Raw genomic sequence first — 20,310 nt, forward strand, 5'->3', positions numbered from 1 at the left:
AGGACCCGCGCCCGGACGGCCCGTTCGTCGCGCCGCACGGGGAGGAGAGCGTCATTGGGACGGGGAGACGAGGCACGGCGGCGGTTCGCGGAGTGGCTGCGTGAGGTCCACAGAGCCGCGGGAACCCCCAGCGGCGACGAACTGGCGAAGGACAGCGCCCGCGCGGCGGCCGGTGGAGGCCGGACCCTCAGCAGCTCCACGGTGCAACGTCTGCTGGCCGCCGATTTCGTCAGACCGCCCGACTGGGACGTCGTGACGGCCTTCCTCGACGGGTGCGTCCGGTGCGCCCCGCTCTCCAAGCCGGTGCCCGGGGCTCTGGTGGACAGGGAGTTGTGGAAGGACCGGCACCAACAGCTCGTCAGTCTCTACGAAGCGGCCAAGGACCACGGCAGGAACCGGAGCGGTGAGAAGGAGGGGGAAGAGGACGAGCCCGCCGCCGTCCGTGCCCTGGAGACCTACGCGCGGCGGGTCCGCGAGTCGTACGGGCGGCTCGACCTGGAGGTCCTGACCCCGGACAACGACCAGAGCGTCCAGCCGAACGTCGAGCTGCGCGAGGTCTTCGTCGTCCCGACGGTACGGGCCGACCCGCCCCCGGTGGAGCTCTCCCGCGAGCTGATGGCGAAGCTCCTCGAAGGCGAGGAACTCGCGCCGGACGGCGAACTGCCGCCCGGCCTGGACCTGGAGCTCCTCGACGCCGTCGCCGAGGAGTACCGGCAGCGGCCGGAGGAGAACGTCCTGGAGGTGCTCGCGCGGGCGGAGAACCGCCGCGTCGTGCTGCTGGGCGATCCGGGAGCGGGCAAGTCGACGCTCGCGCACTACCTCGCGCTGTATCTGACGGGCAGCGCCGGGGCCGAAGGCCACGACATCAACGAACACGACCCCGGCGGGCACGATCCCGGCGGGCATCTGGCGGCCCTTGCGGGCAGCGTGCCCCTCGTCGTCGAGCTGAGGCACTACGCCCAGCCCGCCTGGCGGCAGAAGACCTTCGAGGACTTCCTGGAACACCTCTGGGCCACCGAGGGGATGTCGCTGCCGGGTCCCGTCCTGCGGCGCTTCCTCGGGGAGGGCCGCGTCATCCTGGTCTTCGACGGACTCGACGAGATCTTCGACCCCGAGTTCAGGGCGGAGACGGCCCGACGCATCGCGGGGTTCGCCGCCCGCCACGAGCGCTGCCGTGTCGTCGTCACGTCCCGCGTCGTCGGGTACCAGCGGCAGGCGCTGGACGGGGCGGAGTTCGCCCACTACATGATCCAGGACCTGGACACGCCCCGTATCCACGCCTTCGCCCGGCGGTGGTTCACGAACGCCTGCCCCGGGCAGCCGGCGCTCACGGAGCAGCTCCTCACCCGGTTCACGGACGCCGTCGCCCACTCCTCGTCCGTACGCGAACTGGCCGGCAACCCGCTCCTGCTGACCATCCTCGCCATCCTCGGCCGCCGCCAGACCCTCCCCCGGGACCGGCACGGCGTGTACCAGCACGCCGTCACGGTGCTCGTCGCCCGCTGGGACCGGGACGCCAAGCACCTGACGACCCATCTGTCGGGCCCGGTCGCGGACGCCCTCGACGTCCTCGGCCAGGAGGAACGCCTGGAGATGCTCCGGCTGCTCGCCCGCAGGATGCAGGAGGGGGCCGGCGGCATCTCGGGCAACTACATCCCCGAACGCGACATCGAGGACGTCTTCCGCCAGTACCTGCAGCTCTGCGACATCCCCCCGGACGTCGCCCGCCGCGCGGCCCGCGCCATGGTCCAGCAGCTGCGGGAACGCAACTTCATCCTGGCCCGCTACGGCGGGGGCGCCTGGGGATTCGTCCACCGGACGTTCCTGGAGTACCTCGCGGCGGCGGACATCGTCCACCGCTACGAGCACGAACGCGAGTGGACCCCGCAGGCGCTCGTCACCGAGGTCCTCGTCCCCCGGGCGGCGGACACGACCTGGCACGAGGTGATCCTCCTGCTGGCCGGTCAGCTGCGCGAGCGGGACACCGGGACGCTGGTGGACAGCCTCGTCGCCTCCGCGCCCTCCATCGACCGGCCGGGCAGGCTGGCGCTGGCGCTCCGTGCCCTCGCCGAGGTCAGGAAGATCGGAGTGCTTGCCGCGCAGAGCACGGCGGTGGTCGACGAGATCACCCACCTCCTCCATGAGGAGTCCGACCACTTCGTGGTGGACTACGCCTACTCGCACTCGGTCTTCCCCACGAAGGCCGTCACGCCGGCGCTGGCCTCGTTCAGCGAGTACTGGGTGGGGCGCGAGCACTACCTGGCCTGGTTCCACGTGTGGGGCCAGTCCCTGAGCGGCCACGCCCCGACCCAGCTCGCCTGTGCCCTGCACCGGGACATGCCCGCCGTCATCGCCTACGCCCGCTTCGCCTGGTCGCCCGGCAGCCGCATCGCTGCTCTCACCGTCCTGGAAGAGCGGTGGTCCGACAGCTCCACCGCCACCGAGGTGATCAAGACCTGCGCGGTCCACGACGAGAACGCCGCCGTACGGATCGCCGCGCTGGACACCCTGTGCTCCGCGCCCGCCGGTCGTGGACAGGCGGAAGGCCTGAGGTCGTTCCTGGAGACCCGGGCCGTGCGGGATCCCGCCCCCGGCGCGCGCAAGGAAGCCCTGACCCACCTGCTGCACAGGCACCCCGACGACCGGAGCCGCCGCTTCTTCGAGGATCGCGCGCTGCGCGACCGGTTCGACGCCGTGCGCGCCCAGGCGGAGGTGCTCGTGGACCGGCTTGCGGGGCTCGAACCCGGGGAGGAGGAGTGGCCCCTGCGCGCACCCGGCCTGTTCTCCCCCTCCCGCTGGACCGTCTCCCGCGCGGACACCCTCGGCCTCGATGCCGAGGAAAGCCCCGAACGCAAGGTGGAGCGGGCCCTCACGGACTGGCGGTCCGAGCGGTACGAGACCCTCGTCGGCCTGATCGACTCGTTCGACTCGTTCGACTCGCCGGACTTCGAGCAGGCGCTGTCCTCCTGGCTGCAGAGCCATCCGGACGACCTGCGCATGCTGATGCGCGACGCCAAACCCTTCGCCGGCGGTCCACGCCGGCTTCACCCGGACCTAGCGGAACGGCGGCTGACCCACACCCTCGCCTGGGCAACCGCCCTGCGCGCAGTCAGCCTCGTCCCCAGTGACGAAGCGCGCGACTTCCTCATCGGCTGTGCCAAGGACTCCGACGCGACGAACCTGCGGTCAACGGCGGCGTTCCACCTCAGCAAGACGTGGGCGGACGATTCTTCGGTGAGGGTCCTCCTACTGGACATCGCGCACCACGATGCCGTGCCCGCCCTCCGCCTGACGTTCCTCCAACAACTCGCCCACGACCGCCCGCACGATCCCGCCGTCCGCGAGGCCGTGTACCGCTCCGCCGTCGGCGACCCCGACGCCAAAGTCCGGACCTTCGCCCTGCGCTGGGTGGCCCAGCGGTGGCCGGACCACCCCGCGTACAGGGAGCTCTTCGGCTCGGACGTCCCGGACGGCGCGCTGTCCGCGCCCGGAGAACGGCTCGCCAAGCTCCAGGCCCTCGCCCACCGCGGGCACACAGCCGAGTGGGACCGGCAGCTCGCGCGGGAGCCCGACACCTCCGTACGGGAGGGGGCGCACCGCGTCCGTCTCCTTCAGGAGTCTCCCGAGCGGCTGGCCCCCGCCGTGTTCCATCAGCGTCTGTTGAGCGGGTTCCGGTACGTGCTCAAGGACCGGGCGCGAGGGCGGTCCCGGCTGGAGAGCTGAACCGCCGCCGGGGAGAATCGGGCGGCGCGCGGCAATGGATTTGCGCCAAGTGCCGACGGCGGGTCAGGGTCGACGCATGAGCACGTTGTTCGGCGCCATCCTGGACGGGGACGAGGACGGGGCCGTACGCGCCCTGCGGAGCGGGGCGGACCCCGAGGGCCGGGAGGACGGGGAGACCGCGCTGTACCGGGCGGCCGTCGGCAACGCGGCCGGGATCGTGCGGGTGCTGCTCGCCGCCGGCGCCGATCCGGGACGCGGCAGCGGCGAGGACGGCGGCGACCTGCCGCTGTGCGGGGCGGCCTGCGGCGGACACGCCGAGGTCGTACGGGCGCTGCTGGCGGGCGGCGCGCGCCCCGATCAGGAGGAGGCGTACGGCTTCACCGCCCTCGCCTGGGCGGTCCGGCTCGGGCACGCCGACACCGCCAGGGTGCTCCTGGAGCACGGGGCCGCCCCTGACCGGCCCGGGCCCGACGGGCTCCTCCCCCTCGTCGCCGCCGCCCGCCGCGGCTCCACCGCCTGTGTACGGGCGCTGCTCGACCACGGGGCAGGGGGCAGGGAGGCCGCGCTGCGGGAGGCCCGGCGGTGGATCGGCGTCGACATCGCGGCCGAGCTGCGCCGCGGACTCGTCGCGGGGAACGACGGCGGGCAGACGTACGAGGCGGTCGTCCGCCGGGTCCGGGAGGACGGCGGGGTGACCGTCGTCGTGGAGCTCCTGCGGGAGGACGGCGCGCCCACGCGCGGCGACGAGCGGCAGACCGGCCACGCGGCGATCTCCACGCTCCTGGAGGCGGCGCTCGGGCTTCTCACCCCGCACGAGGAGCTCGCCGCGCGGGCGCTGCGCTGCGGGGACCCCGAGCTGGACGCCTGGACGACGGCGGTGGCCGAACTGGGCGGCCGGGCCGACGAGGAGACCTTCGTGGCGGCGGCCGGCTGGTGCGCCTACCGCGACCCGCTGCGCCGGGCGCTGGGCGCGCGGGTGCTCGGCGCGCTGCCCGGCTTCGCGCAGAGCGCCGTCCCGGTGCTGCGGCGGCTCGTGGCGGAGGCCGTGCCCCCGGCGCGGGAGCCCCTGCTGTCGTCGGTCCTCGCGCTCGGGGAGTGCGGTGAGCCGGAGGCCGTACCGGAGCTGCTCGCGGCGGCCGGGCATCCCGACGCCGCGGTACGGCGGGCGGTCGCGGGGGCGCTGGCCGGGATCGTGCCGGCGGGGCACACCGAGGCCCTCGGGGTGCTGCTCGCGCTGGGCCGGGACGGCGACGCCCGGGTGCGGGACTGGGCGACGCTCGCCCTCGCCGAGCTGCCCGACGACACCCCGCTCGTACGGGAGGGGCTCGTGGAGCGGCTCGGCGACGACGATCCGGAGACGGCGGCGGAGGCCGCGCGCGGACTGGCGATCCGTCAGGATCCGCGCGCCGTGGACGCGCTGGCGTCGATCCTCGCGGACGGCGATCCGGACGGCGCGGCGCGCGAGACGGCGCTCGCCGCCCTCGAACACGTCCGGGACGCCCGGGTCAGGGCCCGTCTGGAGTGGACGACCCCGCGCTGCCGCTGACCGGGTGGACGGTCCGTCAGCAGCCGTGGTCGATCAGGTCGAACGAGGCGTAGTGGTCGGCTGTGTAGTAGTCCTCCTGCGCGGAGTTCCCGGTCACGATCCGGCGGGCACCGCGGGTGGGGACGCCCGGGGTCTTGACCGTGTACTCGTGGTAGTAGCCCAGCGAGTGGGAGGGGAGGATCCCTTCCCGGTTCTGGAAGACGGCGCCGTCCTGGCTGTACGGGAAGGGACCGCCCGCGTCGATGAGACGGAGGGTGTCGTGGGCCTGGGAGGGCAGGTCGGAGTAGCAGATGTCCCCGACGGCCGCGGTCGCCGCGAGCGAGGACGCGACGGTGGCGGACACGGGGGCGGGGGCGGCGGGGGCCTGTGCGGCGGTGGCCGGGGCGCCGAGGAGGAGGGAGGAGAGGAGGGCGGCCGTGACGCCGCCGGCGAGGGTGAATCGAGGGGGGATTCGCATGGCTGAGATGATGACGCGCGTAGAACGGGCCCCGGAAGGCCAACCCTCTTCAATTCTCCGGAAGTTCACCGCTTGCCGACGCTCGTGCGGATGTCGTGCAGAGGTGGGCGGGACCGGGCGGGACCCCGCCACAGGGGACCGGGCCCCGACCCCCTCAGGCCCCGTACACCGGCCTCGGCGGCTCCGCCTCCGCGAGGAGCTTCCGGGCCGTCTCCCCCGCCTCCGCCGGGGTCCGGCGCGCGCCGCTGTCCTCCGTCGGGCCCGGGCGCCAGCCCTCCATGACGGTGAGGCGGCCCCCCTCCGCCTCGAAGACCCGGCCGGTCACGCCCGCCGAGTCGGCCGAGCCGAGCCACACCACCAGCGGCGAGACGTCCTCGGGCAGGGCGTCGAGCCCGTCGAAGACCTGCTCGGTCATCCGGGTCCTGGCGGCCGGCGCGATCGCGTTGACCTGTACCCCGTACCGGGCCAGCTCCGCCGCCGCGACGAGGGTGAGGCCGACGATGCCGGCCTTGGCCGCCGCGTAGTTACCTTGTCCGACGCTGCCGAGGAGCCCCGCCCCCGAGGTGGTGTGGACGACCCGTGCCTCCGGCGGGCGCCCCGCCTTCGCCTCGGCCCGCCAGTGCGCGGCCGCGTGCCGCAGCGGCAGGAAGTGGCCCTTCACATGGACGCGCATGACGGCGTCCCAGTCCTCCTCGTCGAGGTTGACGAGCATCCGGTCGCGCAGGAAGCCCGCGTTGCTGACGAGCGTGTCCAGTCGTCCGTACGTGTCGAGGGCGGCCGCGACGAGGGAGGCGGCGCCCTCGGTCGTGGCGATGTCGCCGCCGTGGGCGAGCGCCTCGCCGCCCGCGGCCGTGATCTCCTCGACGACCCGCGCCGCCGGGCTGTCGGGTCCGGGGCGGCCGTCGAGTCCGACCCCGAGGTCGTTGACGACGACCCGGGCGCCCTCGGCCGCGAAGGCCAGCGCGTGCGCGCGGCCGAGCCCTCGGCCGCCTCCGGTCACGATCACGACCCTGCCGTCACACAGTCCCATCTCGGCTCTCCTTGTCGGGGGTGGGGTTCGCGGGTTCCGTCGGGTTGTTGCTGTTGCTCTTGCTGTGGCCGTTGCTCATGCCGTTGCCGTTGCTGCCGCTGTCGCTGTGGTTGGCGGTCGCGGCGTCCAGGAACGCGGGGCGCTCCCCGCCGCCGTGCACGAGGAGCGAGGCTCCGGAGACGTAGGCCGCCCGGTCGGAGGCGAGGAAGACGGCCGCCTCCCCGATCTCGTCCGGCGCGGCGAGCCGGCCGAGCGGTACGGTCCGGCCGACGGCGGCGAGCCCGGCCTCGTCCCCGTAGTGCAGGTGGGAGAGTTCGGTCCTGACCATGCCGAGGACGAGGGTGTTGACCCGCACCTCGGGGGCCCATTCGACGGCCATCGAGCGGGCGAGGTTCTCCAGACCGGCCTTGGCCGCGCCGTAGGCGGCCGTGCCCGGCGAGGGCCGGGTCCCGCTGACACTGCCGATCATGACGACCGCGCCGCGCGAGGCCCGTAGGAGCGGGTGGGCGGCGAGGCTGACGGCGAGCGGGGCGGTGAGGTTCAACTCGACGACCCGCGCGTGCCGTTCGGCCTCCCCTTCACCGAGGAGGCGGTACGGCGTGCCGCCCGCGTTGTTGACGAGGGCGTCGAGCCGCCCGTACCGCTCGGCGAAGGCGGTGAAGAACTCCCGTACGGCGGCCGGTTCCCGCAGGTCGAGGGGGTGGAACTCGGCGGTGCGGCCCGCCGCTTCGACCGGTGTGTCGGGTGGTCTGCGGGCGCAGACGGCGACATGGGCGCCGGCCCGCAGAAAGGCGCGCGCGATGCCCGCTCCGACGCCGCGCGTTCCGCCGGTGACGAGCACGACCCTCCCGTCCAGCTCCATCGGCTGCTACCTTCCTCCTCATGAGGTCACCTAACAAACGTTTGGTGGAAAGGTAGCTGATCCGCTCATGGGTGTCTCCACCTCCCGCCCCACCACGGGCGTGGCCCTGGTCACCGTCGACTTCCCTCCCGTCAACGCCCTTCCCGTCAAGGGCTGGTACGCGCTCGCCGACGCCGTCCGTACTGCGGGCCGCGACCCGGAGGTCCGCTGCGTCCTCCTCACCGCCGAGGGCCGCGGCTTCAACGCGGGCGTCGACATCAAGGAGCTCCAGCGCGACCCCGGACACACCGCCCTGATCGGCGCCAACAGCGGCTGCGCCGAGGCCTTCGCCGCCGTGTACGAGTGCGAGGTGCCGGTGGTCGCCGCCGTCGCCGGCCACTGCCTGGGCGGCGGCATCGGCCTCGTCGGCAACGCGGACGCGATCGTCGCCGCCGAGGACGCCGTCTTCGGGCTGCCCGAGCTGGACCGGGGCGCGCTCGGTGCCGCCACACATCTCGCCCGGCTCGTGCCGCAACACCTGATGCGGGCCCTCTACTACACCTCGCGGACCGCCACCGCCGCCGAACTGCACGCCCACGGATCGGTCTGGAAGGTGGTCTCCCGCACCGAACTCCTCGTCTCTGCGATGGAGTTGGCCGAGGAGATCGCCGCGAAGGACGGATCTCTCCTCCGCCTCGCCAAGGCCGCCCTCAACGGCATCGACCCCGTGGACGTCCGGCGCAGCTACCGCTTCGAGCAGGGCTTCACCTTCGAGGCCAATCTCAGCGGGGTCGCCGACCGGGTCCGCGACACCTTCGGAAAGGCGGCGGAACGGTGACCGACGGAACGACGACCGACGGAACCACGACCGACCGAACGGACAGGACGACCGCCGACAAGCGGATGACCCCCGAGGAGGTCGTCGGCCGGCTGCGCAGCGGCATGACCCTCGGCATCGGCGGCTGGGGATCGCGCCGCAAGCCGATGGCCCTGGTCAGGGCCATCCTCCGCAGCGAGCTCACCGATCTCACCGTGGTGTCCTACGGCGGCCCCGACGTCGGACTGCTCGCCGCCGCGGGCCGGATCCGGCGGCTCGTCGCCCCCTTCGCCACCCTCGACTCCATCCCCCTCGAACCGCACTTCCGGGCCGCCCGCGAGAACGGCACCCTCGCGATGACCGAGCTCGACGAGGCCATGTTCATGTGGGGGCTGCGGGCCGCCGTGCACCGGATGCCCTTCCTGCCCGTCCGCGCCGGTCTCGGCTCGGACGTCATGCGGGTCAACCCCGAACTGCGGACGGTGACGTCGCCGTACGAGGACGGGGAGGAGTTCGTGGCCGTGCCGGCCCTGCGCCTCGACGCGGCGCTCGTCCACGTCAACCGCGCCGACCGGTTCGGCAACGGCCAGTACCTGGGCCCCGACCCGTACTTCGACGACCTGTTCTGCGAGGCGGCCGACACCGCGTACGTCTCGTGCGAGCGGCTCGTCGACGAGGACGCCGGCTTTGGCCCGGAGACGGTCCCGCAGTCCCTCCTCATCAGCAGGCACAGCGTCACGGGCGTCGTGGAGACCCCGAACGGGGCGCACTTCACCTCCTGCGTCCCCGATCACGATCGCGACGAGCCCTTCCAGAAGCTGTACGCGACCACCCCCTGGCCCGAGTTCTCCGCCCGCTTCCTCGCCGGGGCGAGCGAGGAGGACTACCAGCACGCCGTCCAGGCCTGGCACAAGGAGCAGCAGTCGTGACCGATTCCTCCCCGGCCCCGGTCAGCCGCGCCGAGTACTGCGCCGTGGCCTGCGCCGAGGCCTGGCGCGGAGCGGGCGAGGTGCTCGCCAGCCCGATGGGCCTGATCCCCTCCGTCGGCGCCCGTCTCGCCAAGCGCACCTTCTCCCCCGACCTGCTCCTCACCGACGGCGAGGCGATGCTCGTCGGCCTCGACGGGCGGCCCGAGGGCTGGCTGCCGTACCGCCGCCACCTCGCGATGGTCACCGGCGGGCGGCGCCACGTGATGATGGGCGCGAGTCAGATCGACGCGTACGGCAACCAGAACATCTCCTGCGTCGGCGACTGGGAGCGACCCTCCCGCCAGCTCCTCGGGGTACGTGGAGCGCCGGTCAACACCCTGAACAACCCGGTGAGTTACTGGGTTCCCCGGCACTCGAAGCGGGTCTTCGTCGAGCGGGTCGACATGGTCTGCGGGGTCGGCTACGACCGCGCGGGCGACGCCCCCTTCCACCGGCTCGTGCGGGTCGTCAGCGATCTCGGGGTCTTCGACTTCGCGACCCCGGACCACCGGATGCGGCTCGTGTCGGTGCATCCGGGCGTGACCGTGGACGAGGTACGGGCCGCTACCGGCTTCGCCCTCGTCACCGGCCCCGAGGTGCCCTCCACCCGTGAGCCCACCCCCGAGGAGCTGCGGCTCGTCCGCGAGGTCCTCGATCCCCGGGGGCTGCGGGACCGTGAGGTCGCGCCCCGATGAGGACCGCCCTCACCGAGCTGACCGGCGTCCGCCACCCGGTCGTGCAGACCGGTATGGGCTGGGTCGCCGGTCCCCGGCTCGTCTCCGCCACCGCGAACGCGGGCGCGCTCGGCATCCTCGCCTCCGCGACCATGACCGTGGACGAGCTGCGCGCAGCCGTCCGGGAGGTGCGGTCCCGCACCGACCGGCCCTTCGGGGTGAACCTGCGCGCCGACGCGGGCGACGCCCGCGATCGGGTCCGGATCATCGTCGACGAGGGCGTACGGGTCGCTTCCTTCGCCCTCGCCCCCTCCCGGGACCTGATCGCCGAGCTCAAGGACGCCGGGGTCGTCGTCGTCCCCTCGGTCGGCGCCCGGCGGCACGCGGAGAAGGTCGCGGGCTGGGGCGCCGACGCGGTGCTCGTCCAGGGCGGAGAGGGCGGCGGGCACACCGGCGAGGTCGCGACGAGCGTCCTGCTGCCGCAGGTCGTGGACGCCGTGGACATCCCGGTGATCGCGGCCGGCGGCTTCCGCGACGGGCGCGGCCTGGTCGCCGCCCTCGCCCAGGGCGCGGCCGGCATCGCGATGGGCACCCGCTTCCTGCTCACCTCCGACTCGACCGTGCCGGACGCCGTGAAGGCCCGCTATCTGGCCGCCACGGTCAAGGACGTCACCGTCACCACCGCCGTCGACGGGCTGCCGCACCGGATGCTCCGCACCGAGCTCGTCGCCTCCCTGGAGGACGCGGGCCGGGTACGGGCACTGGCGGCAGCCCTGCGCCGCGCCGCGGGCTTCCGGAGGCTCTCCGGGCTCTCCTGGGCCGCGATGGTCCGCGAGGGGCTCGCCATGCGCCACGGCAAGGACCTGTCCTGGAGCCAGGTCCTGCTCGCCGCGAACACCCCGATGCTGCTGAGGGCCGCCATGGTCGAGGGCCGCACCGACCTCGGCGTGATGGCCTCCGGGCAGATCGCGGGGGTGATCGAGGACCTTCCCAGCTGCGAGGAGCTCGTCGCCCGGATCATGGCCGAGGCCGCGCACGTGCTCCGCACGCTTCCCCGTCCCGAGTCCGCGGCCCCGTAGCCCGCCAGCCCCGCCAGCCCGGCCATCCCTGTCCGCCCCGTCCGCCCCGTCAGCCCGTATGTCCGTGAGGGAGTCCGACCATGCCCCTGTCCCGACGCGCGCTGCTCACCACCACCGGCGCCACCGCCCTGCTCGCGGCCCTGCCGACGAACGCGAACGCGAACGCTTCCGCGAACGCGAACACGAACGCGCATCCGAGGACCGCCACGAACACCATCCGCCGGATCCCGCTCCAGGGCGCCGTCAACGTCCGCGACCTCGGCGGATACCGCACGTACGACGGAGGCCGGGTCCGCCACGGCCTCGCCTACCGGGGCGACCACCTCGGCAAGCTCACCGACGCCGACGTCGCCACGCTCGCCGGGCTCGGCCTCGGCACCGTCGTCGACCTGCGGATCCCGCTGGAGGTCGGGTACGACGGTGCCGACCGGCTGCCGGCCGGCAGCCTCCCGGTCGCCCGGCCCGTCACCGACAACGGCCTCTTCGGGCAGCTGCTCGCCGCGATCGGCTCCCGCGACCCGGTGCGGCAGGAGGAGATGCTCGGCGGCGGGCGGGCCGCCGCCTTCATGAGCGAGGTGTACCGGAGCTTCGTGACCGAGGCCGCGAACCGGGCCGCCTTCGCCGCCACCCTGCGGGACCTGGCCGACCGCGACCGGGGGCCGCTGCTCCTGCACTGCACCTCGGGCAAGGACCGCACCGGCTGGACCGCCTGGCTCCTGCTCACCCTGCTGGGCGTGCCGTCGGCGGCGGCCCGCGCCGACTACCTGGCCTCCAACACCTTCCGCGCCGCCTACGACGCCCGGGTGCGCGAGGGACTCCGGCAGGGCGGGTTCATGCAGAACCCGGACCTGATCGTGCCGCTGCAGGAGGTACGTCCCGAGTACCTCGACAGCGCCCGCGACCAGATCCGGGTCTCGTACGGAAGCCTCTTCCGTTACGTGTCGGTCGGCCTCGGCCTGGAGCTCCGCGACGGGCTCGCGCTGCGGGACCGGCTCGTGCTCGACGCCTGACGTCCGCCACGCGCGGCGCCGGAGGCGGCACCACGACCGGCGCCCGCCCCGGAGCCGGCACCCCGGCCCGCGCCGGAGCCGCGCCCCGACCCGGCCGCGGCACGACCCGTGCCGCCCGCGGAGCGCCCGGAGCCGCCCGCGGAACCGGATCCCCGGCCCGTCCCCGTGCCCGCGGACGCGCCGGAGCCGGAGGAGCGCCCCGACCCCATCGACGTGGTCGTGGCCGTACCGCCGCCTCCGCCGGAGGCCGCCGGACGGCGACGGCGGCCGCGACCGCCACCACTGCCGCTGCCACCGGCGCCGGCTCCCGTCGCCCTGCGCGGCGCGGTCGGCTGCGGCGTCTCGATGACGATCGGGACGCCCGAAGGCTCCTTGGCGCCGGTCAGGTCGGTCAGGTGCTGGTCGCTGGACTTGATCTGCGCCGTACGGGGGCTGATGCCCGCGTTCGACATCAGCCGGCCCATGTCCCGCTTCTGCTCGGGCAGGACCAGCGTGAAGACGCTGCCGGACTCGCCGGCCCGGGCGGTCCGGCCGCCGCGGTGCAGGTAGTCCTTGTGGTCCATCGGCGGGTCGACGTTCACGACCATGTCGAGGTCGTCGACGTGGATGCCGCGGGCCGCCACGTTCGTCGCGACGAGCGTGGTGACCTGGCCGTTCTTGAACTGGTCCAGGGTCCGGTTGCGCTGCGGCTGCGAGCGCCCGCCGTGCAGGCCGGAGGCGCGCACGCCGTTGGCGAGGAGCCGCTTGACCAGCCGGTCCACGGACCGCTTGGTGTCGAGGAAGAGGATCGTCCGGCCGTCGCGGGCCGCGATCTTCAGCGTGACGGCCTTCTTGTCGGTCTCGTCCATCACGTACAGGACGTGGTGCTCCATGGTGGTCACCGCGCCGGCCGAGGGGTCGACCGAGTGCACGACCGGGTCGTCCAGGAACATCTTGACCAGCTTGTCGATGTTCCGGTCCAGCGTGGCCGAGAACAGCAGCCGCTGGCCGCCCGGCTCGACCTGCTTGAGCAGCTTGGTGACCTGCGGCAGGAAGCCCATGTCGGCCATCTGGTCGGCCTCGTCGAGGACGGTGACGGCGACCTGGTCGAGACGGCAGTCGCCGCGCTCGATGAGGTCCATGAGCCGGCCAGGGGTGGCGATGAGCACCTCGGCGCCGCGCCGCAGCGCGGAGGACTGCCGGGAGATCGACATGCCGCCGACGACCGTGGTGATCCGCAGGCGCAGGGCGCTCGCGTACGGGGTGAGGGCGTCGGTGACCTGCTGCGCGAGCTCGCGGGTGGGCACCAGGACCAGCGCGAGGGGCGCGGTGGGCTCGGCGCGGCGGCCGGCGGTGCGGGCGAGGAGCGCGAGGCCGAAGGCGAGGGTCTTGCCGGAGCCGGTGCGGCCCCGGCCGAGGACGTCGCGCCCGGCGAGGGAGTTCGGCAGGGTCGCGGCCTGGATCGGGAACGGCTCCGTGACGCCCTGCTCGCCCAGGATCCGCAGGAGGCCCTCGGGCATGTCCAGGTCGGCGAAGGAGGCCACCGCGGGGAGCGCGGGCGTCACCGTCTCCGGCGGCGTGAACTCGCTGGGCGGCGGGGGCGCGGTGGGACGACGGCCACCGCGGGAGGCCTTCGGCTGTGACGTGGACTTCGCCTGGGCGGTGCGGGGGCCGCGCTTGGTGGGGCGTTCGGAGCGGGTCATGCGTGCCTTCCTGGCCGGTGCTCGCGGCACAGCCGGGGCCCGCACCTGCGCGATGCGGGCCCCGGCTGTTCTACCCGGAACACGCGAACGGGCCCCGGCTGTGTCTCCCGGAGCACCTGAACGGACCCCGGCTGCTTCTCCCGGAACACGCGATACGCACTCCGGATGTCTCTACCGGAACAATAGTGCGCCTCAGGACCTTCCCGCCCCGCCCGACCGATGCCCGGACGGATCGGCCCAGGCCCGGACGCCCCGACGTGGGCGACCTCACAGCCTTTCGATGATCGTCACGTCGGCCCGGCACCCCGCCGTGCCCCGCCGCGGTCCGCGTCACAGCCTTTCGATGATCGTCACGTTCGCCTGGCCCCCGCCCTCGCACATCGTCTGGAGGCCGTAGCGGCCTCCGGTGCGTTCCAGTTCGTGGAGGAGGGTGGTCATCAGTTTCGCCCCGGTCGCGCCCAGCGGGTGGCCGAGGGCGATCGCGCCGCCGTTGACGTTGACCCGGGCCGGGTCCGCGCCGGTCTCCTTGAGCCAGGCGAGGACGACGGGGGCGAAGGCCTCGTTGATCTCGACGAGGTCGATGTCGTCGATGGTCAGGCCGGTCTTCTTCAGGGCGTGGGCGGTCGCCGGTATCGGCGCGGAGAGCATCCGGATCGGGTCCTCGCCGCGTACGGAGAGGTGGTGGACGCGGGCCCGGGGGGTGAGCCCGTGCTCCCGGACGGCCCGCTCGCTCGCCATCAGCAGGACCGCCGCGCCGTCGGAGACCTGGGAGGAGCAGGCCGCGGTGATGGTGCCGCCCTCGACGACCGGGCTGAGGGCGGCCATCTTCTCGGGGCTCGTGTCGCGGCGCGGGCCCTCGTCGACGGCGACCTCCCGGTACGCCACGGTCTCCCGTGCGAAACGGCCCTCGTCGATCGCGCGCAGCGCCCGTTCGTGCGAGCGGAGGGCGAACTCCTCCTGGTCGCGGCGGCTGATCCCCCACTTCGTGGCGATCAGCTCGGCGCCGTGGAACTGGTTGACGGGCCGGTCGCCGTAGCGGGCCCGCCAGCCCTCGCTGCCGTGGAAGGGCCCGCCGGTGAGGCCGAGGGGCTCGGCGGCCTGCCGGGAGGCGAAGGCGATCGGGATCATCGACATGTTCTGCACGCCGCCGGCGACGACCAGGTCCTGGGTGCCGGACATGACGGCCTGGGCGGCGAAGTGCACGGCCTGCTGGGAGGAGCCGCACTGGCGGTCGACGGTCACCCCGGGGACCTCCTCGGGGAGCCCGGCCGCCAGCCATGCCGTACGGGCGATGTCGCCGGCCTGGGGCCCGACGGTGTCGAGGCAGCCGAGGACGACGTCGTCGACGGCGGCCGGGTCGATCCCGGAGCGGGCGACGAGCTCGGTGAGGACGTGCGCGCCGAGGTCCGCGGGGTGGACGGCCGAGAGGCCGCCCCTCCGGCGGCCCACCGGGGTGCGGACCGCTTCGACGATGTAGGCCTCGGGCATGACGTCTCCTCCTGCTGTTGAGGCTGCTGTTGAGGGCCGCTAAGGGCGTACGGCCGTCTCGGGGCGTACGGCGATGCCGTCCAGGACCATCGAGAGGTACTGGCGGGCGATCTCCTCCGGGCTGTGCAGGCCGCCGGGCCGGTACCAGGACGCGGCGACCCAGACGGTGTCGCGGACGAACCGGTAGGTGAGCCGGACGTCGAGGTCGGCGCGGAAGACCCCGTCCTCGACCCCGCGCTCCAGCGTGCCGAGCCAGGCCTTCTCGAACTTGGTCTGCGAGTCCGTGAGGTAGTGGAAGCGGGGCTGGTCGGTGAGGTGCCGGGACTCCTTCTGGTAGATGGCGACGGCGGCGCGGTGCCGGTCGATCTCGCGGAAGGACTCGGTGACGAGGGCCTCGATGGTCTCGCGGGGGCCGAGCGCGGCGGCGAGGACGGCGTCGTACCCCTCCCAGAGCTCGTTCAGGAAGGTGGAGAGGATCTCGTCGAGCATCGACTCCTTGGAGTCGAAGTGGTAGTAGAGGCTGCCGGCGAGCATGCCGGCGGCGTCCGCGATCTTGCGGACGGTGGTGGCGTTGTAGCCCTGGGCGGCGAACACCTCGGCCGCCGTGTCGAGGAGCTCGCGGCGGCGCTCGGGCGCGGCGCTCACCTGGGTCTTCTTCTTGCTGGCAGTGTTCGGCACCCGTCCATTCTGGTTCCTGTCCGGCCCTACGGGTGCTGACTGCTGACGGAGACCGTCTCGCCGGTCATGTACGAGGAGTACTCGCCGGCGAGGAAGACGATGACGTTGGCGACCTCCCAGGGCTCTGCGTAGCGGCCGAGGGCCTCGCGGGCGGTCAGCTCGTCGAGGAGTTCGGCGGTGGTGACCTTGGCCAGGTGGGGGTGCATGGCGAGGGACGGGGAGACGGCGTTGACGCGGACCCCGTAGGCGGCGGCCTCGATCGCCGCGCTGCGCGTGAGGGCCATGACCCCGGCCTTGGCCGCGGCGTAGTGGGCCTGTCCGGCCTGGGCGCGCCAGCCGACGACGGAGGCGTTGTTGACGACGACCCCGCCGGTTCCGGAGTCCCGGAAGCGGCGCAGGGCGGCGCGGGTGCAGCGGAAGGTGCCGCCGAGGGTGACGTCGAGGACGCGGTTCCACTGCTCGTCGGTCATGTCGGCGAGTTCGGCGGTGCCGCCGAGGCCGGCGTTGTTGACGAGGATGTCGAGGCGTCCGTGGAGCCGTTCGGCGGTGTCGTACAGGGCCTGGACCTGGGTGTCGTCGGTGACGTCGCAGGGCTGGGAGGCGACGGCCCCGGCGCCGAACTCGGCGGCGAGGGCGGCTTCGGTCTCCTTGAGCCGGCGGGTGTGGGCGTCGCTGACGAGGACGCGGGCGCCCTCCTCCAGGAAGCGGCGGGCGGTGGCCCCGCCGATGCCGGCGCCGGCGGCGGCGGTGACGACGGCGGTGCGGCCGGCGAGCAGCCCGTGCCCGGGGACGTACGCCGGGGGCGGTGTGCGGGAGGGCCCGGTCGGCTCGGTCCTCCGGTCGGGCCCGGTCGGCTGGGTCACGGTCGCGGCTCCTTCGGGAGGCCGAGCACCCGCTCGGCGATGATGTTCCGCTGGATCTCGCTGGATCCCGCGTAGACGGTGTCGGCGCGGGAGAAGAGGAAGAGCCGCTGCCGGTCGTCGAGGTCGTACGGCGGTCCGGCGGCGAGCGTGGCGGCGGGGCCGCCGATCTCCAGGGCGAGTTCGCCGAGGTCGCGGTGCCAGTGGGACCAGTACAGCTTCGCGGCGGAGGGGTCGGTGCCGCACAGGGCGCCGGCGCGCATGGCGGCGAGTCCGGTCCAGGCGCGGGTGAGGCGGTCGCGGATGTCGGGGTCGGCGGCGGAGCCGTTGCGGCGGGCGAGGTCGACGAGGGCTTCGAGTTCGCGGCGGAAGCCGACCTGCTGGCCGAGGGTGGAGACGCCGCGCTCGTAGCCGAGGGTGGCCATGGCGATCCGCCAGCCGTCGCCGGGGGCGCCGACGACGTTCGCCCCGTCCGTCTCCGCCCCGTCGAAGAAGACCTCGTTGAACTCGCTGGTGCCGGTGAGCTGGACGATCGGCCGGATCTCGACGCCCGGTTGTTCGAGGGGGACGAGGAGGTACGAGAGTCCGGCGTGGCGCCGGGAGCCGGGGGTGGTGCGGGCGAGGACGAAGCACCACTGGGACTCGTGGGCGAGGGAGGTCCAGATCTTCTGTCCGTGGACGGTCCAGCGGCCGCCCTCCAGGGTGGCGCGGGTGCGGACGGCCGCGAGGTCGGAGCCGGCGCCCGGCTCGCTGTAGCCCTGGCACCAGAGTTCCTCGACGGCGCGGACGGGCGGCAGGAATCGGGCCTTCTGCTCCTCGGTGCCGTGGTCGATGAGGGTGGGGCCGAGGAGCTGTTCGCCGATGTGGTTGACGCGGGCGGGGGCGTCGGCGAGGGCGTACTCCTCGTGGAAGGCGATCTGCTGCGCGATGCTCGCGCCGCGGCCTCCGTACTCCTCGGGCCAGCCGACGCAGGTCCAGCCGTGGGCGGCCATGTGCCGTTCCCAGGCGAGGCGTTCGGCGAAGGCCTCGTGCTCGCGGCCGGGTCCGCCGCGGCCTCTGAGGGAGGCGAACTCGCCGGCGAGGTGGGTCTTCAGCCAGCCCCGTATCTCCGCCCGGAACTCCTCGACGCTGCTCATGGCCGTACGTTAACCTACCAAACACTTGTTAGGGAACGGGTGAGGGCGGGGTGACCGATGGATCTCTCGTACACACGGGCCGAGGAGGCCTTCCGGGCGGAGGCACGGGAGTGGCTGCGCGCCCACGTACCCGCCGCCCCGCTGCCCTCCCTGGAGACGGCCGGGGGCTTCGCCGCCCACCGCGCCTGGGAGGCCGAACTGGCCGCCGCCCGCTGGTCGGTGGTCTCCTGGCCCGAGCGGTACGGGGGCCGGGGCGTCGACCTCGCCCGGTGGCTGATCTTCGAGGAGGAGTACTGGGCGGCGGGAGCGCCCGGCCGGGTCTCGCAGAACGGCATCCAGCTCCTCGCCCCCACCCTCTTCGACCACGGCACGGAGGAGCAGCGGGCCCGGGTCCTGCCGTCGATGGCGAGCGGCGCGACGATCTGGGCGCAGGCCTGGTCCGAGCCCGAGGCCGGCTCCGACCTGGCCTCCCTCACCTCGCGGGCGGTGCGGACGGACGGCGGCTGGCTGCTGTCCGGGCAGAAGACCTGGTCCTCCCGGGCCGCCTTCGCCGACCGGGCCTTCGGCATCTTCCGCAGCGACCCGGAGGCGGACCGGCCGCACCGGGGGCTCACCTACCTCATGTTCGACCTGCGCGCGCCCGGCGTGACCGTCCGGCCCATCGGCCGGCTCGACGGGAAACCGGCCTTCGCCGAGCTCTTCCTCGACGAGGTCTTCGTCCCGGACGAGGACGTGATCGGGGAGCCGGGCCAGGGTTGGCGGATCGCGATGTCCACGACCGGGAACGAGCGCGGCCTCATGCTCCGCTCCCCCGGCCGCTTCCTGGCCGCCGCCGACCGGCTCGTACGGCTCTGGCGGGAGGTGGGCGACCCGGCGGACACGGCGCTGCGGGACCGGGTGGCGGACGCGGTCGTCGGGGCGCGGGCGTACCGGCTCTTCACGGCGGGGGCCGCGGCCCGGCTCGCGGAGGGCGGCCCGTCCAGGGCATCCGGGGCATCCGGCCTGTCCGGACCGTCCGGGGTGTCCGGGGCATCCGGGGTGTCCGGGGCATCCGGGGCGTCCTCGGGCGCCGAGTCCAGCCTCAACAAGGTCTTCTGGTCGGAGTACGACCTGGCGCTCCACGAGACGGCGCTCGATCTGCTCGGCGCGGACGGCGAGCTGGCGGACACCGCCTGGGCCGAGGGGTACGTCTTCGCGCTCGCGGGCCCCCTCTACGCGGGCACCAACGAGATCCAGCGCGACATCATCGCCGAGCGGCTGCTCGGCCTCCCGAAGGGGCGCCGCTGATGAGCTTCCTGCCCACCGACGAGCAGCGGGCCTTCGCCCGCTCCCTGGACGCGATGCTCGGCTCCGCGGACACGCCGGCGGCGGTACGGGCCTGGGCCGCGGGCGACCCCGGCCCGGGGCGAACGCTGTGGCGGCGGCTCGCGGAGGCGGGCGTGTTCGCACTCGCGGTGCCGGAGGAGTACGAGGGCGTCGGGCCGCTCCCGGTCGAACTCGCCCACGCCTTCGTGGAGCTGGGGCGCCACGCGGTGCCAGGACCGGTGGTGGAGACGGTCGCGGCGGCGGTGCTCCTCGGGGAACTGGCCCGCCTGGGCGACCCGGGCCCGGCGAAACGCCTCCTGCCGGGCCTGGCGGCGGGCGAGCGGACGGCGACGCTGGCGATCGCCGGGACGGGTGCCGTACGGCACGTCGTCCCGTACGCCCTGGACGCCGACCGGGCGGACACGGTGCTCGTCGTACGCGGGGAGGAACTGTGGCGGGCGCCCGGTCACGGGCCGGTCCGGATCTCCGCCGACCCCGCGCGGCGGCTCGCCCGCCCGGCACCCGGCGGGGGGCTGCTCGCCTCGGGCCCCGCCGTGGCCGCCGCGGCCCGGAACGCCCGGCGCTGGGCGATGCTGGCGACGGCCGCGCAGTCACTGGGCGTGGGCCTGGCCCTGCTCGACAGGACGGTGGTGTACGCCCGTCAGCGCACCCAGTTCGGCACACCCGTCGGCGCGTTCCAGGCGGTCAAGCACCGGCTCGCGGACACGCTGCTCGGCCTGGAGTTCGCGCGGCCGCTCCTCTTCGGGGCGGCGGTGGGACTGGCGGACGGGCACGCGCCGGACGGCGACCTGGCCGCGGCGAAGGTGACCACGGGCGAGGCCGGGTACGCGGCGGCCCGCACCGCCCTCCAGATCCACGGCGCGGTCGGCTACACGGAGGAACTGGCCCTGTCCCTGTGGCTCCGAAAGGCCCGCCCCCTGAGGGACGCCTGGGGCGACCCGGCCACCTGCCGGGCGGCGGTCCTCGGCGCGTCCTCCTGACCGGGGTCGGGTACG

At 74.1% G+C, this 20,310-nt stretch carries 17 protein-coding genes; 9 read left to right on the forward strand and 8 right to left on the reverse strand.

Going from position 1 to position 20,310, the window contains the following annotated elements; all coding sequences use genetic code 11:
- Positions 1-54 precede the first annotated feature (54 nt).
- Together OG361_RS10400 and OG361_RS10405 are read left to right on the forward strand one after the other, a co-directional pair.
- Positions 55-3,723 (forward strand): NACHT domain-containing protein, encoded by a 3,669-nt coding sequence (locus tag OG361_RS10400; protein WP_405853062.1) that lies wholly within the window; start codon positions 55-57, stop codon positions 3,721-3,723.
- 76 nt (positions 3,724-3,799) lie between these two features.
- Positions 3,800-5,269, forward strand: a complete 1,470-nt coding sequence (locus OG361_RS10405) for an ankyrin repeat domain-containing protein (RefSeq protein ID WP_405853063.1) — start codon at positions 3,800-3,802, stop codon at positions 5,267-5,269.
- 16 nt (positions 5,270-5,285) lie between these two features.
- Here the strand turns inward: OG361_RS10405 and OG361_RS10410 are convergent, their stop codons facing one another.
- The 3 genes from OG361_RS10410 to OG361_RS10420 all read right to left on the reverse strand — a co-directional run bounded on the left by OG361_RS10410 (position 5,286) and on the right by OG361_RS10420 (position 7,618).
- Positions 5,286-5,726 carry a ribonuclease domain-containing protein gene (locus tag OG361_RS10410; protein WP_405853064.1) on the reverse strand — a complete coding sequence of 147 codons (441 nt, stop codon included), beginning with the start codon at positions 5,724-5,726 and terminating at the stop codon, positions 5,286-5,288.
- Positions 5,727-5,880: 154 nt separating this feature from the next.
- Positions 5,881-6,756 (reverse strand): SDR family oxidoreductase, encoded by an 876-nt coding sequence (locus tag OG361_RS10415; protein ID WP_405853065.1) that lies wholly within the window; start codon positions 6,754-6,756, stop codon positions 5,881-5,883.
- Complete coding sequence (locus OG361_RS10420; RefSeq protein WP_405853066.1) at positions 6,743-7,618, reverse strand: SDR family oxidoreductase; 876 nt, start codon at positions 7,616-7,618, stop codon at positions 6,743-6,745. The genes OG361_RS10415 and OG361_RS10420 overlap by 14 nt, the downstream gene beginning before the upstream one ends.
- 67 nt (positions 7,619-7,685) lie before the next feature.
- On the opposite strand from OG361_RS10420, the gene OG361_RS10425 reads away from it, so the two are divergent.
- The 5 genes from OG361_RS10425 (at position 7,686) to OG361_RS10445 (ending at position 12,145) form a co-directional block, all read left to right on the forward strand.
- Positions 7,686-8,435 (forward strand): enoyl-CoA hydratase family protein, encoded by a 750-nt coding sequence (locus tag OG361_RS10425; protein ID WP_405853067.1) that lies wholly within the window; start codon positions 7,686-7,688, stop codon positions 8,433-8,435.
- Positions 8,436-8,500: 65 nt separating this feature from the next.
- Complete coding sequence (locus tag OG361_RS10430; protein WP_405862180.1) at positions 8,501-9,343, forward strand: CoA transferase subunit A; 843 nt, start codon at positions 8,501-8,503, stop codon at positions 9,341-9,343.
- Entirely contained in the window at positions 9,340-10,077 is a 738-nt protein-coding gene (locus tag OG361_RS10435; RefSeq protein WP_405853068.1) for a CoA-transferase subunit beta, read from the forward strand. Before OG361_RS10430 ends, OG361_RS10435 begins: the two co-directional genes overlap by 4 nt.
- Positions 10,074-11,135 (forward strand): NAD(P)H-dependent flavin oxidoreductase, encoded by a 1,062-nt coding sequence (locus tag OG361_RS10440; RefSeq protein WP_405853069.1) that lies wholly within the window; start codon positions 10,074-10,076, stop codon positions 11,133-11,135. The genes OG361_RS10435 and OG361_RS10440 overlap by 4 nt, the downstream gene beginning before the upstream one ends.
- A gap of 80 nt (positions 11,136-11,215) precedes the next feature.
- A complete protein-coding gene (locus OG361_RS10445) occupies positions 11,216-12,145 on the forward strand; it encodes a tyrosine-protein phosphatase (protein ID WP_405853070.1) in 930 nt (309 codons plus the stop codon).
- Here OG361_RS10445 and OG361_RS10450 read toward each other — a convergent pair.
- The 5 genes from OG361_RS10450 to OG361_RS10470 form a co-directional block, all read right to left on the reverse strand.
- Positions 12,070-13,827, reverse strand: coding sequence for a DEAD/DEAH box helicase (locus tag OG361_RS10450; protein WP_405853071.1), 1,758 nt, complete (start codon positions 13,825-13,827; stop codon positions 12,070-12,072). The genes OG361_RS10445 and OG361_RS10450 overlap by 76 nt on opposite strands.
- A 330-nt stretch (positions 13,828-14,157) precedes the next feature.
- Positions 14,158-15,315 carry an acetyl-CoA C-acetyltransferase gene (locus OG361_RS10455; RefSeq protein WP_405853072.1) on the reverse strand — a complete coding sequence of 386 codons (1,158 nt, stop codon included), beginning with the start codon at positions 15,313-15,315 and terminating at the stop codon, positions 14,158-14,160.
- Between the two features lie 39 nt (positions 15,316-15,354).
- Positions 15,355-15,993, reverse strand: a complete 639-nt coding sequence (locus OG361_RS10460; RefSeq protein ID WP_405853073.1) for a TetR/AcrR family transcriptional regulator — start codon at positions 15,991-15,993, stop codon at positions 15,355-15,357.
- A gap of 26 nt (positions 15,994-16,019) precedes the next feature.
- Positions 16,020-16,856 (reverse strand): SDR family oxidoreductase, encoded by an 837-nt coding sequence (locus OG361_RS10465; RefSeq protein WP_405853074.1) that lies wholly within the window; start codon positions 16,854-16,856, stop codon positions 16,020-16,022.
- Positions 16,853-17,989: an acyl-CoA dehydrogenase family protein gene (locus OG361_RS10470; protein ID WP_405853075.1), complete on the reverse strand. Its 1,137-nt coding sequence runs from the start codon at positions 17,987-17,989 to the stop codon at positions 16,853-16,855. The genes OG361_RS10465 and OG361_RS10470 overlap by 4 nt, the downstream gene beginning before the upstream one ends.
- 57 nt (positions 17,990-18,046) lie before the next feature.
- Between OG361_RS10470 and OG361_RS10475 the strand changes: the two genes are divergently transcribed.
- Positions 18,047-19,276 (forward strand): acyl-CoA dehydrogenase family protein, encoded by a 1,230-nt coding sequence (locus OG361_RS10475; RefSeq protein ID WP_405853076.1) that lies wholly within the window; start codon positions 18,047-18,049, stop codon positions 19,274-19,276.
- Entirely contained in the window at positions 19,276-20,295 is a 1,020-nt protein-coding gene (locus tag OG361_RS10480; RefSeq protein ID WP_405853077.1) for an acyl-CoA dehydrogenase family protein, read from the forward strand. Before OG361_RS10475 ends, OG361_RS10480 begins: the two co-directional genes overlap by 1 nt.
- The last annotated feature ends 15 nt before the right edge of the window (positions 20,296-20,310 follow it).

Origin of the sequence: Streptomyces sp. NBC_00090 (genome assembly GCF_045160815.1) — a bacterium.
Lineage (GTDB): Bacteria > Actinomycetota > Actinomycetes > Streptomycetales > Streptomycetaceae > Streptomyces.